General features: G+C 33.4%; 14 protein-coding genes. 13 read left to right on the top strand and 1 reads right to left on the bottom strand.

What is annotated here, in order from left to right; genetic code table 11:
• Nucleotides 1-145: 145 nt before the first annotated feature.
• From NFR82_RS04295 to holA, 8 genes are all read left to right on the top strand, one after another.
• Nucleotides 146-1,327, top strand: coding sequence for an FtsW/RodA/SpoVE family cell cycle protein (locus tag NFR82_RS04295; RefSeq protein ID WP_251717052.1), 1,182 nt, complete (start codon nucleotides 146-148; stop codon nucleotides 1,325-1,327).
• Nucleotides 1,324-1,668, top strand: a complete 345-nt coding sequence (locus NFR82_RS04290; protein WP_251717051.1) for a DUF2129 domain-containing protein — start codon at nucleotides 1,324-1,326, stop codon at nucleotides 1,666-1,668. Before NFR82_RS04295 ends, NFR82_RS04290 begins: the two co-directional genes overlap by 4 nt.
• Nucleotides 1,665-2,213: a 16S rRNA (guanine(966)-N(2))-methyltransferase RsmD gene (rsmD, locus tag NFR82_RS04285; protein WP_251717050.1), complete on the top strand. Its 549-nt coding sequence runs from the start codon at nucleotides 1,665-1,667 to the stop codon at nucleotides 2,211-2,213. The genes NFR82_RS04290 and rsmD overlap by 4 nt, the downstream gene beginning before the upstream one ends.
• Before the next feature lie 2 nt (nucleotides 2,214-2,215).
• Nucleotides 2,216-2,707 (top strand): pantetheine-phosphate adenylyltransferase, encoded by a 492-nt coding sequence (gene coaD, locus NFR82_RS04280; protein ID WP_251717049.1) that lies wholly within the window; start codon nucleotides 2,216-2,218, stop codon nucleotides 2,705-2,707.
• On the top strand, nucleotides 2,700-3,740 hold the full coding sequence (locus NFR82_RS04275) for a SepM family pheromone-processing serine protease (protein WP_251717048.1): 1,041 nt from the start codon (nucleotides 2,700-2,702) through the stop codon (nucleotides 3,738-3,740). Before coaD ends, NFR82_RS04275 begins: the two co-directional genes overlap by 8 nt.
• Nucleotides 3,741-3,823: 83 nt before the next feature.
• Nucleotides 3,824-4,528, top strand: coding sequence for a ComEA family DNA-binding protein (locus NFR82_RS04270; protein ID WP_251717047.1), 705 nt, complete (start codon nucleotides 3,824-3,826; stop codon nucleotides 4,526-4,528).
• Nucleotides 4,497-6,785 carry a DNA internalization-related competence protein ComEC/Rec2 gene (locus NFR82_RS04265; RefSeq protein ID WP_251717057.1) on the top strand — a complete coding sequence of 763 codons (2,289 nt, stop codon included), beginning with the start codon at nucleotides 4,497-4,499 and terminating at the stop codon, nucleotides 6,783-6,785. Before NFR82_RS04270 ends, NFR82_RS04265 begins: the two co-directional genes overlap by 32 nt.
• Nucleotides 6,785-7,771: a DNA polymerase III subunit delta gene (gene holA, locus NFR82_RS04260; protein WP_251717046.1), complete on the top strand. Its 987-nt coding sequence runs from the start codon at nucleotides 6,785-6,787 to the stop codon at nucleotides 7,769-7,771. The genes NFR82_RS04265 and holA overlap by 1 nt, the downstream gene beginning before the upstream one ends.
• A gap of 57 nt (nucleotides 7,772-7,828) precedes the next feature.
• Here holA and rpsT read toward each other — a convergent pair whose 3' ends face one another.
• Complete coding sequence (rpsT, locus tag NFR82_RS04255) at nucleotides 7,829-8,080, bottom strand: 30S ribosomal protein S20 (protein ID WP_251717045.1); 252 nt, start codon at nucleotides 8,078-8,080, stop codon at nucleotides 7,829-7,831.
• A 204-nt stretch (nucleotides 8,081-8,284) separates the two neighbouring features.
• Here rpsT and rpsO point away from each other — a divergent pair, with 204 nt between their 5' ends.
• From rpsO to tig, 5 genes are all read left to right on the top strand, one after another.
• Nucleotides 8,285-8,554, top strand: coding sequence for a 30S ribosomal protein S15 (gene rpsO, locus NFR82_RS04250; RefSeq protein WP_251717044.1), 270 nt, complete (start codon nucleotides 8,285-8,287; stop codon nucleotides 8,552-8,554).
• Between the two features lie 174 nt (nucleotides 8,555-8,728).
• Entirely contained in the window at nucleotides 8,729-10,519 is a 1,791-nt protein-coding gene (locus NFR82_RS04245) for a ribonuclease J (RefSeq protein WP_251717043.1), read from the top strand.
• 7 nt (nucleotides 10,520-10,526) lie between these two features.
• Nucleotides 10,527-11,360 (top strand): tetratricopeptide repeat protein, encoded by an 834-nt coding sequence (locus NFR82_RS04240; RefSeq protein ID WP_251717042.1) that lies wholly within the window; start codon nucleotides 10,527-10,529, stop codon nucleotides 11,358-11,360.
• Between the two features lie 183 nt (nucleotides 11,361-11,543).
• A complete protein-coding gene (tuf, locus tag NFR82_RS04235; protein ID WP_251717041.1) occupies nucleotides 11,544-12,734 on the top strand; it encodes an elongation factor Tu in 1,191 nt (396 codons plus the stop codon).
• Between the two features lie 145 nt (nucleotides 12,735-12,879).
• Complete coding sequence (gene tig, locus NFR82_RS04230; RefSeq protein ID WP_251717040.1) at nucleotides 12,880-14,202, top strand: trigger factor; 1,323 nt, start codon at nucleotides 12,880-12,882, stop codon at nucleotides 14,200-14,202.
• Nucleotides 14,203-14,261 lie beyond the last annotated feature (59 nt).

The raw sequence follows: 14,261 nt of genomic DNA, 5'->3' as shown, positions 1-14,261 counted from the left end.
ACTCCGATAGAATATCGGAATCACGCCTTAAATAATCCTATGTTTTAAACTGTCCAATTTTTGGGTCTCAGTTCATAGAAGTGGTGGCTTTTTTGTTTTATAATTAAAGAGATACTATCTTAAATTAAAAAGGGGACGGCATAAAGTGCGTCGAAAAATACATTATTTAGATTGGAAAATATTGATTCCATACCTAATTTTAGTTATCGCAGGGATTGTTTTAGTGTACTCTGCAAGTTCAGATATTCTTTTAATCAATAATTTCAAACCATCAACGTACGGTCTTAGACAGGCTATTTATGTCGTTGCTGCAATTACATTATTTGGAATACCCTGTTTTGCATTAAAACTTGAGGTTTTTAAAAATAAGAAATTTGTAATGTGGTTTTTGCTAATCAGTTTAGTCATGCTTGCATTCTTAGTTTTGATGAAAATTGTTAAGGGTTCCAGTGCTGCAGTCAATGGTGCGGTTGGATGGATTAATTTAGGTTTTATAAACCTTCAACCACTTGAAGTTGCAAAGTTGGCATTAGTGATTTATTTAGCATATATGTTAGATAAACGAGATGGACGTATGGTATATGGACAAATTCTTCATAATATTGCTCATCCCGCATTAATGACCGGAATAATGATGGGGTTAGTCATTGTTGAACCCGATTTTGGTGGTACTGCAATTCTTTTTATGATTGCATTAGTAATGTTTTCGGTTTCAGGTATTCCAACGCCTTTAGCATTAAGATGGTTGGCTTTGATTGTAATTGGAGTTTTAACGCTTTTTATATTAGTCGTTTGGCTTAACCCAAAGTTTCTTCAATCCAGTTATCAATTTCAGCGATTGATGTCTTTTCTTCATCCCTTTGAGTTGGAGAGAAAAGGTGGGGCACAGTTGGTAAATTCATATTATGCAATTCATAACGGAGGATTGTTCGGCGTTGGCTTAGGCAATAGTATGCAAAAAAGAGGATATTTGCCAGAACCATATACTGATTTTATTTTATCAATTACTGCGGAAGAATTTGGAGCTATTGGAGCCATTGTCATAATAGGATTATTATTCTACTTAATGTGGAGAATAATGGAAGTTGGACTTCATGCAAGTTCGCAATTTAACGCCCTAGTTTGTTTTGGTGTCACTACTATCATTTTTACTGAATCATTGTTTAATATTGGTGCTGTTTTAGGATTGTTGCCAATTACTGGTGTTACGCTGCCATTTATTTCATATGGTGGATCATCAATGATTGTTTTAACCGCATGTATTGGTATTGTGTTGAATATTTCAGCAAATGAAAATATCAAGAAGGAGGAAGAAACAATAGAATGAGCATAAATCATAATATTGAAATGGCCAATCTTACACAAAGAGAGGCTATAATTGTTTATTTAAAAAATACTAGCGATCAATTTAGATTAAGAAAGTTTGGCGATATTGTTTATTTCTCAAAAAAATTCAAATATTGTGTTGTTTATGTTGATCGTGACCAGATTGAAAAAGAAGCAGAAGAAATTTCAAGTTTGGATTTTGTAGAAGGGGTTGAAATTTCAAATGAAGATCGTTTGGAACTAACTAGTACCCACCTCGAAGATCAATTAGCTAAAATGGCTGAAAAAGCAGAACAAATATTAGAAAAACGTCAAAAAGAAAATGAGGATGCATTTAAGTGAGAATTATTTCGGGTAAATATGCGAAAAGGAATTTATTCACGTTAAAAGATAGAAGAACAAGGCCAACGAGTGATAAAGTCAAAGAATCACTATTTAATTCTCTTGGACAATTTTTTGATGGTGGTCAGGTTTTAGATTTATACGGTGGATCAGGAGCACTAGGAATTGAAGCAGTTTCAAGAGGATGTGATCATGCGACATTAGTTGACATAAATTACGCCGCAGTGAATATAATTAAGAAAAATGTTGGGCTAACTAAAGAAACAGATCACTTTTCAGTTTATAAAATGTCTAGCAATGTGGCTTTAGACTTTTTTGAAAAAAAGCATATGAAATTCGATCTTGTATTTTTGGATCCACCGTATGCTAAGCAGAGAATTGCTTCTGATATGAAAAAAATGTTTGAAAAGTATTTGTTGAATTCAGGGGCAATTATTGTAGCTGAAACCGATGATGATACAACTATTGGTGACGTTGAACATTATAAGTTATTGAAAAAACATCATTTGGGTAAAACAATTGTAAGAATTTATCGAAAGGAATAAAAATGACTACAGCAATTTTTCCAGGCAGCTTTGATCCAATTACAAATGGCCATCTTGATGTCATAAAGCAAGCAGCAACAGTTTTTGAGAAAGTGTTTGTAGTAATTTTAACCAATACTAATAAAAAATCTTTGTTTACGGATGAAGAAAGACTGTCCTTGATTAGGGATGCTGTAAAAGATTTTGATAATGTTCAGGCGATTGTTCGTCCAAGCTCGTTAACAGTTGATGTCGCTAAAGAGTTAGATGCTAAGGCAATCATACGTGGAATTCGAAATACTCAAGACTTTATTTATGAACAACAAATTGCTGTTTTAAATCGAGAATTAGATAACCAAGTTAATACTGTCTTATTTTTTACTAAGCCAGAGGTTAATTCTATTTCCTCTAGCATGGTCAAGGAGATAGCAAAATTTGGTGGCTCTATTGAAAAATTCCTACCTTTAAAAGCAGCAGAAGCCTTAAGGAAGAAAATGAACGAAATCAATGAATGAAAGACAGAAAAATAAAAAAAGAAATTATTGGATAGTTTCTATCATAATTTTGGTGATTTTTGCAATTGTTGCAATGTGGCCAACCAAATATTATATTGAGGGACCTGGGCAATCTGTGCCAGTTTCGCAATTTGTTAATTCTAAGCAAAAACCTAAACGGCAAGATAATTTGTATATGGTTACTGTTAGTGTAACGGCGCAGAGGGCATCGGTTTTCCAATATTTATGGAGTTTTACTAAGCCATATGACAGTAGAATTTCTGAGGATGAGTTGCTTCAAGGGCAAACCAATAGTCAATATCAAGAATTGCAAAACTGGTATATGGAAACATCTCAACAAAATGCCATTTATTATGCGGCTAAACGGGCTGGATTAAAGCCTACACTAAAATATCAAGGCGTATATGTAATGGGTGTACAGAAGAATTCCAGTTTCAAAAATAAGCTTCAAATTGGTGATACTGTTTTAGGAGCAAATGGAATAAAATTCAGGTCAACTGATGAGATGATGTCTTATCTTGCTAAACAAAAGATTGGATCAAAAGTTAAAATTCAAGTTTTAAGAAATAAAACTCCAATGACATATAATGGCAAGATTGTTAAAGTCGCAGGAACAGGTAAAGCAGGAATAGGTATTCAATTAGTTGAGCGAGTTTCGGTAAGTACAGATCCAAAGGTAACGATTGATGCAGGTGATATTGGAGGACCTTCTGCAGGACTCATGTTTGCACTTCAAAGTTATGAAATTTTCTCACATAAAACTTTAGCTAAAGGACATAAAATTGCTGGAACAGGAACCATTAATTCTGTTGGTAAAGTTGGTATTATTGGCGGTGTTGATAAGAAGGTTGTTGCGGCTAACAGAGTTGGAGCAGAGGTCTTCTTTGCTCCAACTGATAGTACTGGTGTTAAGAAGAGTGAAACTAATTATGAAGTAGCCAAACGTACTGCTAAGAAGATTAATTCTAAAATGAAAATAGTTCCAGTAAGTAATTTTAATGATGCATTGACATACCTAGAAAAGAATTACTAAAAATATTAAGATTTATTTAAGATAAAAGACTTAGAAAAAACTCTGAGTCTTTTTTTCGTATTTAAAAATAGGAGGTGTATTTAATGGATTTTACCAAAATAAAAGAATACATTATTGAACATAAAAAATATATTTTTATTGGAGTAGTTATTGTTGTAGCTTTCTTTTTATTTAAGCAACAAAATGATAAGCCAGAAGTTGATAATTCACAGATGTTTGAAAGTAGTCAACAAGAAACGCAAAAAGAAAGTAATTTTAAGAAGACAACTTCTGAAGGAGGGACTGAAAACTCAAACTCATCTGAGAAGTCTACAACAGTTACTTGTGATATTACAGGTGCTGTCAAACATGAGGGTGTTTATACCTTAAAAAATGGAGCTAGAATTCAAGAGTTGATAGAGGCAGCAGGTGGTTTAAAAACAAATGCACAATTAAAAGTGATTAATCGTGCAATTATGCTGAAAGATCAAGATAAAATTCATATTCCATATAAAGGAGAAAAAGTTACAACTAGTGAAGCAAGTGTAAATACAGCCACGAGTACTAATTCAGAATCCGCATCTCAATCGACTAATTCTTCCTCTAGTGGAAGTGGAGATAAAATCAACTTAAATACAGCTACGGTTGCAGATTTACAAAAATTAAATGGAATTGGTGAGAAGAAAGCCGAGAAGATAATTGAATATCGAAAACAAAAAGGTGAATTTAAGAAGATTGAAGATTTGATGCAAGTTTCAGGAATTGGAGAGAAGACATTTGCCGCACTTAAGGATCAATTGGCTTTATAAATACCTAAAGTTAGGTTTTGTGGCTCTTTGTGCAGTTGAATTAGTATTGATTTCTTTATTGTATTATCAAGCAGATGACTTTTTAAAAAAAATATTTTTGCTAATTATAATTATATATATAGCGGCTTTATTGTTAGTTAAGTATAAAGAACTGATTCTAACGGTGATTTTATTGATTGCTTGTTTTTTGTCTTTAATGATATTTTTTCATAAACGACAGAATTTTAATTCAAATGGAGAAAGTAATCTAACAATTTATCCTGATCAAATTAAAGTTGAAGATAACTGGTTTACAGGTATTGCTAATGATCATAACAATAAAATTATGATCTCAGGTAATATTACCGACAGAGATAAGCGTATGATTTCAAAGGGAATACCATTAATTATTTCTGCAATCGATGGAGAAGTTTCTGAGATTGAAGCGGCAACTAATTTGGGAGAATTTGATTATCAGAAATACTATTCTGCTCAAGGAATTTATCAAAGGATTAAACTAAAGAAGTTTACACTATCTTTTACAAAAATAGATTTCTTTGGAAAATTACATCAAATTCGCTATCGGCTTCAAAAATATTTCGATAGTATGCCACAATTGCTAGGCTTCTTTTCAAGCGAATTGATTTTGGCTGAAAATAATTCTAGTAAAAATCAGCGAATTTTGAATAATTATCGAAATTTAGGAGTGATTCATCTTCTGAGTATTTCGGGTTTACATGTTGGAATCTATACTTTGGTAGTAAGTTTTTTATGTTTTAGTCTGAAATTTACAGAAGAGGAAACTTTTTTGCTTTGCGTTTTAGTTTTGCTTGTTGGAATATTTCTTAGTGATGGACAGGCAGGGTTTATTCGTGCAAGTTTATCTTATATATTAGGAAAAATTTTTTCTTTTCATAAAATTAAACTTTCTGGAATAGATTTATTAGGTTTAACGTGTTTAATTCATATCCTGTTTCTCCCACAATTATTTTTAAATGTTGGAGCAATTTTGAGTTATATTTTGGCACTTGGATTGCAACTAACAAGTAAAATTCCAAGTATTTTTCAATCTATTCTTTTAAATTTATTGTTAACTCCATTTCTTTTAATATATTTCTTTCAAATAAATGTTTTAACCGTAATATTTAATTTATTAATAGTCCCATATTTTAATTGGATTGTTCTTCCTATTACTTTTTTGAATATGTTTACTGCTAATTCCATATCTAAATTCAGCGGATTTCTTGAAAATATTTTAGAAAATACAGAAACAATAATTGAGAAGATATCTAAAACTAATTTTGGGATTATTACTTTTGGAAAAATTGAATGGTGGCAGTGTGCAATTGTATTATTTCTGTCATTAGTATTTTTGTTTTATTTAAATGAGCATAAAGCAAAATTAAAAATAAAAATAAGATTTATTTATTCTTTGCTAATCGTATATATACTTTTATTTATTTCGATTCATTGTCCCAGTTGGGGACAAGTTACATTTATTGATGTTGGACAAGGGGACAGTATTTTGATTACGACACCTTTTCCTAGAAAAGTATATATGATAGATACTGGTGGAAAGTTGAATTTTTCTGGGAAAAAACTACGACCTCAAATTGAAAAGACGACGATCCCTATGTTGAAGGCGCAAGGAATATCAAAGATTGATGGACTTTTTGTTTCTCATCAGGATGCTGATCATGTCGGGGATGTCCGTCCGCTATTAGAAGAGATTCAAGTAGATCATTTATATATGGCCAAAGGACTAATTAAAAATGCATCATTTAGAAAGCGAATTGATGGAGTAATAAATCGAACGGAATTAGTTGAATTGATTGCAGGGATGCAAGTAAAAGATGAAAAGATTAATTTTAATGTTGTTTATCCATTTAAACCTGGAAGTGGAAAAAATGAGGACTCATTGTCGCTTTTGTTTAATTTAGCAGGAAAAAATTGGCTGTTTACCGGAGATTTAGGTCAAGAAGGAGAGAAAGAAATAATCACAAAGATGCCAAATTTAAGAGTAGATTACTTTAAGTTAGGACATCATGGGAGTAAAACATCGTCTAATCCAGATTTCTTAAAACAAATAGCTCCAGAAAAGGTTTTTATTTCTGCAGGAAGAAATAATCGCTTTGGTCATCCGCATAAAGAAACATTAGATACTTTGAAGAGTCAGAATATCCAATGGGCTTCAACGCAAGACTGTGGTATGATTAGCTGGTATTATGGAAAATTTATAAGAAGTAAATTCGAAGCATTTATGCAGAAAGGAAAATAATGAGCTTACTTTCCTTATTTAAAAATACCAATGATAATAATCCCAATACTTTAATTTGGGGTTCAGATGCATTTTTGAATGATTATTTAACTAAAAATTTTGTTAATGAAGAACAATTTAAAGGTTTAGAGCATATTAATATAGATTGTGAAAATGATGGCTTGGATGAGCTAATTGCTAGTATGACAGAATCTAGCTTGTTTTCTAATCAAAAAATTATTATTATCAAAAATCCATTCTTTTTGACTAGTAAAGTACCAAAGAAGCTTCAAAAACAAATAGATCAACTACAGACTATTTTTTCTAATATAAAAAATTTGGATGATGTAGTAGTAATAGTTGCTTCTTATGAAAAAATTGATCGTCGAAAGAAATTAACAAAAACAATTATGGCAAACTTTAATGTGGTTGAGCCAGAAATTAAATCGTATGAAGTCGGAGCTATTACTAAAACTATTATCAAAAATGAGGGATATCAAATTTCTCAGGCTGCATTGCAACTGTTAATAGAACGCAGTGATCAGGTTGTAGATACAATTTTAAGCAATTATATTAAACTTAAAGTTGCAAGTGTTGATCATAAAATTACAGAAAAACTTGTTGAAAGAAATGTTGATTTTTCACTTGCTCAAAACGTATTTGCAATTTTAGAGGATGCTTTAAAAAACAATTATGACTCTGCAATTGAACGACTTAATGATCAATTGAGAAGTGGAAGTAATCCTATTCAATTAATTGCCGTCTTTCAGAATCAAGTTGAATTAATATTAGTTTCTAAAGTTTTGGCAGCAAGAGGTAGGACTGAACAACAGATTGTTAAAGAATTAGGAGTTCATCCATATCGGGTTAAGTTAGCCCTAAAAAATCGTCAAACGACTAAAAAGCTAAAAGAAATGTTGCTCCAATTAATTAATTTGGAATTTAACTATAAAAATGGAAATTATCGAGTTGATAATTTCTTAAAGATGTTCATGTTGAATATTTAAAAAGAGCAACAAAAAAGGCAAGGATCAATTTAAGATCCTTGCCTTTTTGTTGCTAAATTATTTACTCATCTTAGCTAAACGGCTCTTGTCACGAGCAGCCTTGTTCTTGTGGATTAAGCCTTTTGATACGGCCTTGTCCAAAGCTTTTTCTGCATCTAAACGTAACTTGGAGGCGTCTTCTTCGCCAGCTTCAGCAGCCTTCTTGAACTTCTTAACGATAGTTCTTAATCTGTTCATTTGAGCTGCGTTACGCTTGTTAGTAGCGTCTTGAGTCTTAACACGTTTGATAGCTGATTTAATTTGTGGCATGAATTTCACCTCCATTAACTGATAATTTTACTTAATTGATTATACTTAAGAATAATGATTGATGCAAGGTAATTTGTGCTTGCTTTTTAAAAAAAATCTTTGTATCATAATAAATGTTGTGAACCATTGACGCTGTTTGTACGCTCACACCTGACGTCTGACGTTGTTAATGGCAATTTAGTAATATTGAAAGGTGAAAAGATAATGGCTATTTCAAAGACAGAAAAAGATCAAATCATTAAGGAATACGCAACCCACGAAGGTGATACTGGTTCAGTTGAAGTTCAAGTTGCTGTTTTAACTGCAGATATTAACAATTTGACTGAACACATGAAGTCACACAAGCATGACTACCACTCATACGTTGGTTTGCTTAAGAAGATTGGTCATCGTCGTAACTTGCTTCGTTACTTACAAAACAACGATATTGCTCGTTACCGTGAATTAATCAGCAAGTTAGGTTTACGTCGTTAATCAAAAGCTTGAAATTAGCAAAAAAGTCAATCCGAAAGGATTGACTTTTTTGTTTTCTCATATCTATCATTTTATGCTAAAATTGTTACAGATTGTATTTACATTTTGATCGAAAGATCCATAAAAAATAAATTTAATAATTAAGATACTAAAAGTAATAGAAAAGGAAATAAAATGACAAATCAAAAAATCAAAATAATGATTCTGAGTGGAACCCGTGAACAAGGAAAAAACATGTTTGCGGTTGATGTGGATGGACAAATTTTTGTTATGGATGCTGGTTTAAAGTATCCAGATAGTTCTTTATTTGGTATTGATGTTGTGATTCCGGATATGGAATTTTTTGCCGAATATGGAGATAAAGTTTCGGGTATTTTCTTAACACATGGTCACGCAGACTCAATTGGTGCATTACCTTATATCTTAAGAAAATATGATATTGATGTTTTTGGCTCTGAATTAACAATCGCCTTAGCAAAAATAGAAGTTAAGCGTGAAAATAAAAAGCTCGACAACAAATTATTCCACGTAATTGATCAAGATAGTGAAATTGAATTTAAATCGGCAACAGTGTCTTTCTTTCACACTACTCATTCAATTCCAGATTCTCTTGGAATTGTTGTTCATACTTCAGAAGGTCAGATAGTTTATACAGGTGACTTTAAGTTTGATCCTTCAGCGGCTCCAAATTACCGTACAGATATGGATAGATTGGCCAAAATTGGACTTGATAATGTTTTAGCTTTATTGAGTGATTCTTCAAACGCTGAGGCATGGTTCCCAAGCGCTTCTGAACAAAGTATTGAAAAATACGTAACTGATGTATTTAGAAATGCAAAAGGAAGAATTATTGTTGCTGCTAAGGCTTCTAACTTGAACCGTGTTCAAGAAGTCATAAATGCGGCTCATAAGACAGGTCGAAGAGTATTATTAACTGGTCGTGACCTTGCTAAAATTGTTCGTACTTCAATGAAGTTAGGTTATTTAGATATTCCTGACGGATTATTAATGAGAGTTAAGGATTTAAAGACTACACCAGATGAAAAGACTGTAATTCTTGAAACGGGCCGTATGGGTGAGCCACTTAACTCTTTGCAAAAGATGGCCAATAAGCGACACTCCATGATTAAAATTCATAAGGGAGATTTAGTATTTATAGCGACTACTCCATCACATTCTGTAGAAACTATGGTTGCTCAAACTAGTGATATGGTTTATAAGGCTGGTGGTACGGTAATTGAACTTGGTAGAAACAAGCATACAAGTGGCCATGCAACAGGTCGAGATTTACAATTATTAATCGATACTTTAAAACCAAAATTCTTATTCCCAGTAATTGGTGATTATCGTCTTATGGAAATTCATAAGAAGTTAGCTGTTGCTGTTGGAATGAAAAAAGATAGTGTTTATTTATCTCAAAATGGTGAAAGTTATCTTTACGATCCTAAAAGAGATAGCTTCTTTTTATCAGATCCCGTTCCAGGTGAAGATATTATGATTGATGGTTCTGGAGTAGGTGATGTCGGAAATATTGTTTTACGTGATCGCGAAATTCTTTCAGATGATGGTATTTTTATTGCCGTTGTAACAATTGATCGTAAGAAGAAGAAAATTATCGCACAACCACAAGTGACTAGTCGTGGTTTTGTGTACATTAAAGCAAATCATAAATTGATGCATGATTCAATTGAAGTGATTAGAACGGCTATCAACAATAATTTCGAACATAAAAAATTTGATTGGACTGAACTTAAGCAAGATATTAGAGGAGATCTTGAAAAATTCTTATACAAGCAAACCAATCGTAGACCTGTCGTATTACCAGTTGTAATGGAAGTAAATCAGAATCGTCATCGTGCAATGCAAAAGAAAAATGCACAAAATTCTGAAAAAAAGACAAATACGAAAAAAACAAGTAAAAATAATAGAACAAAGGAACACAAAACGGTAGAAAAGGATAAGTAAAAGGCAAATGGGTTCATTAAGTCAAAAAAATTTGATGAAACTCGCTAAAGAAAACGAAAAAGATGGTAAAACTTCTGAAGCTATTCAAAATTTGAAAGAAATTTTAAGGACTGAACATTCAACTGAAGCAGTTTTGGAACTTTGTAAACTTTATCGAAAAAATAAACAGGAAGATCAGGCCTACGCGATAATTAAGGAAGAGCCTGATCTTTTTTCTGATCAGCGAGTTTATCAAGAATATTGTGAAATATTGGCAGCTAACAATTTTTTTATTGAAGCAAAACAAATAGAAGCACTAACGGGTGAGAAACTTCCAGTACAAGTTGAACCGGCCAAATTAGACAAGCAATATCTAATAATGGATTTGGTTAAACGAAAAAAAGAAATCTCTCAAATTGATTACGAGCAACTTTTAAAGTTAGATTTGGTTAATTTTATAAATTTTTCTCAAAGTATTTTTATTGATCCGACTGCAAATTTTGCAATTAGATTAGCTTTATGTGAGGACTTAATCAAATTAAAAATTGAAGATAAGATAAATATTTTGGTTTTAGGTGAACAAACAAGTTTTATTCCAGCTAAAACCACATTGTTAGAAAAAAATCCGATTTACAGAGAGATAATGGCTTCGGTTGGAAGCAAGTTAAGAAATAATCCGAGTCAGTTACCGCTGATAATCGGAGAAACTAATCTGATTTTAGGTACAATCTTTCCCAAAATATCAAAGTACATTGATGATCCAGATAGTTTTACGAGCGATCTGATTTCGTATCTATATTATGGTGATGGAAGAAGTCATCAGGCCGAATTTGAAAAAATTTACAAGTATTTGCCTAAATAATCTTCAAAAAGGTTTACATTTTAGAACAATTTAGTATAATTATCTAAGGTTATTTTCATAAGGCAAGGCATCTAGCATTTTTTACTAGGCATTTGCCAATGAAAGTAGTACAATATTCGACAGAGAATTATCCGTTAACTTATCTCAACGGACTTCTTGCAAATTTACAGGAGGGTCATTTTAATGGCAGAAAAAGAACATTACGTTAGAACTAAGCCACACGTAAACATTGGTACTATCGGTCACGTTGACCACGGTAAGACTACTTTAACAGCAGCTATTACTACTGTTTTGGCTGAAAAGGGATTAGCACAAGCTGAAGACTACAGCCAAATCGATGCTGCTCCAGAAGAAAAGGAACGTGGTATTACTATTAATACCGCTCACGTGGAATACGAAACTGAAAAGCGTCACTACGCTCACATGGATGCTCCAGGTCACGCCGACTACATCAAGAACATGATTACTGGTGCTGCTCAAATGGATGGTGCTATCTTGGTTGTTGCTGCAACTGATGGTCCTATGCCACAAACACGTGAACACATCTTACTTGCTCGTCAAGTTGGTGTTGAATACATCGTTGTATTCTTAAACAAGACTGATTTAGTTGACGATCCAGAACTTATTGATTTAGTTGAAATGGAAGTTCGTGACTTGTTAACTGAATACGATTACCCTGGTGATGATATTCCAGTTGTTCGTGGTTCAGCTTTGAAGGCCTTAGAAGGCGACAAGGAAGCTCAAGAACAAATCATGAAGTTGATGGATATTGTTGATGAATACATCCCAACTCCAGAACGTGATACTGACAAGCCATTCTTAATGCCAGTTGAAGACGTATTTACTATTACTGGTCGTGGTACTGTTGCTTCAGGTCGTATTGATCGTGGTACTGTTAAGGTCGGCGATGAAGTTGAAATCGTTGGTTTGGTAGATGAAGTTCGTAAATCAGTTGTTACTGGTTTGGAAATGTTCCACAAGACTTTGGACTTAGGTGAAGCCGGCGATAACGTTGGTGTATTGCTTCGTGGTATTGACCGTGATGAAGTTGTTCGTGGTCAAGTATTGGCTGCACCTGGCTCAATCCAAACTCACAAGGAATTCAAGGCTCAAGTATATATCTTGAAGAAGGACGAAGGTGGTCGTCACACTCCATTCTTCTCAGACTACCGTCCACAATTCTACTTCCACACTACTGATATTACTGGTGAAATTGAATTACCAGAAGGTACTGAAATGGTTATGCCTGGTGATAACACAGAATTTACTGTTAAGTTAATCAAGCCAGCTGCCATCGAAAAGGGTACTAAGTTTACTATCCGTGAAGGTGGTCGTACCGTTGGTGCTGGTCAGGTTACTGAAATCATTGACTAATTTCTAACGATATTGTTAAAAAGATGTACTTCTTCATAGAAGTACATCTTTTTTTGTACAAAATTTGTTTTTTTTGCTCGTTTACGGTAAGATAACTTAGTATGCAAGTAGCAAACTCAAACTTGACATTGGAGGTATTTTATTAATGTCTGTAAAATGGGAAAAAACCGGTAAGACAGCCGGTGAATTAACTTTTGATATTTCACAAGACGAAATCAAATTAGGTTTAGACCAAGCTTTTAGAAGAGTAAAGAAGAACTTGCGTGTACCAGGATTTAGAAAAGGTCACGTATCTCGTGTGATTTTTGATCAATACTACGGTGAAGAAGCTTTATATGAAGATGCATTAAACGCTGTTTTACCAGCTGCTTATGCTGCAGCCGTTAAAGAAGCAGGTATCAAGGCTGTTGGACAACCTCAAATTGTTCCAGAATCAATGGACAAGGGTAAGGATTGGACTATGAAAGCTACTGTTTCTATTGAACCAGAAGTTGAATTAGGCGAATACAAGGGTATTGAAGTTCCTAAGCAAAATACTCGTGTTTATGCAAAGGATATCGATGCAGAAATCCAAAAGCGTCGTGAACAAAATGCTGAACTTGTATTGAAGAAGGACAAGGCTAAAAAGGGCGACACCGTTGTTATCGACTTTAAGGGTACTATCGATGGCAAGCCATTTGATGGTGGTGAAGCAGAAAACTACTCACTTGAATTAGGTTCAGGTCAATTTATTCCTGGTTTTGAAGATCAATTAATTGGTCATAAAGCTGGAGATGAAGTTGATGTTGTTGTAACTTTCCCTGAAGATTATGGTGCAAAGGATTTGGCTGGTAAAGAAGCTCACTTTGCTACAAAGATTCACGAAGTTAAGACTAAGCAACTTCCAGAACTTGATGACGAGTTTGCAAAAGACGTTGATGATTCTGTAGAAACTCTTGATGAATTAAAAGATAAGATCAAGAAGGACTTGAAGGAACAAAAAGAAGCACAGGCTAAGAGTACTATTCAAGAAGCAGCAATTGAAGGCGCTGTAGAAAACGCTAAGATTGACGAAATTCCTGATGCAATGATTCAAGAAGATGTTAATACTCAATTGAACCAATACTTAGGTAACATGCAACGTCAAGGTATTGATCCTCAAACTTACTACAAGTTAACTAATACTAATGAACAACAGTTGCGTGCACAATTCGCTAAGGATGCAGAAGAAAGAGTTAAGACTAACTTAGTTCTTGAAGCAATCGTTGCTAAAGAAGGTCTTGAAGCAAGTAAGGAAGAAATGGACAAAGAAATTAAGGACCTTGCTGCTGAATACAACATGAATGAAGACGTTGTACGTAGAACTTTGAGCGATGACATGTTAGGTCATGACATTACTGTTCGTAAAGCTATGGATTTGGTTACTGATAATGCTAAGCAAGTTGCCAAGTCAAAGCTTAAAGACGAAAAAAAAGATGAAGATAAGTAATAGATAATAAGATGATATATCTACTGCTTAGTTAAAAAGGTGGCTGTTGAGCGGTCACC

This window comes from Lactobacillus agrestimuris (assembly GCF_943193025.1).
Taxonomy (GTDB): domain Bacteria; phylum Bacillota; class Bacilli; order Lactobacillales; family Lactobacillaceae; genus Lactobacillus; species Lactobacillus agrestimuris.
Note: the sequence above shows the minus strand (reverse complement) of the source record. Positions and strands in the feature narration are given on the sequence as shown.

What these genes read in the sequence shown, in the direction of transcription:
- NFR82_RS04275 (WP_251717048.1), top strand. Translation starts at nt 2,700, where the DNA reads ATGAATGAAAGACAGAAAAATAAAAAAAGAAATTATTGGATAGTTTCT.
- NFR82_RS04240 (WP_251717042.1), top strand. Translation starts at nt 10,527, where the DNA reads ATGGGTTCATTAAGTCAAAAAAATTTGATGAAACTCGCTAAAGAAAAC.
- coaD (WP_251717049.1), top strand. Translation starts at nt 2,216, where the DNA reads ATGACTACAGCAATTTTTCCAGGCAGCTTTGATCCAATTACAAATGGC.
- holA (WP_251717046.1), top strand. Translation starts at nt 6,785, where the DNA reads ATGAGCTTACTTTCCTTATTTAAAAATACCAATGATAATAATCCCAAT.
- NFR82_RS04290 (WP_251717051.1), top strand. Translation starts at nt 1,324, where the DNA reads ATGAGCATAAATCATAATATTGAAATGGCCAATCTTACACAAAGAGAG.
- tig (WP_251717040.1), top strand. Translation starts at nt 12,880, where the DNA reads ATGTCTGTAAAATGGGAAAAAACCGGTAAGACAGCCGGTGAATTAACT.
- NFR82_RS04245 (WP_251717043.1), top strand. Translation starts at nt 8,729, where the DNA reads ATGACAAATCAAAAAATCAAAATAATGATTCTGAGTGGAACCCGTGAA.
- tuf (WP_251717041.1), top strand. Translation starts at nt 11,544, where the DNA reads ATGGCAGAAAAAGAACATTACGTTAGAACTAAGCCACACGTAAACATT.
- rpsT (WP_251717045.1), bottom strand. Translation starts at nt 8,080, where the DNA reads ATGCCACAAATTAAATCAGCTATCAAACGTGTTAAGACTCAAGACGCT.
- NFR82_RS04270 (WP_251717047.1), top strand. Translation starts at nt 3,824, where the DNA reads ATGGATTTTACCAAAATAAAAGAATACATTATTGAACATAAAAAATAT.
- rpsO (WP_251717044.1), top strand. Translation starts at nt 8,285, where the DNA reads ATGGCTATTTCAAAGACAGAAAAAGATCAAATCATTAAGGAATACGCA.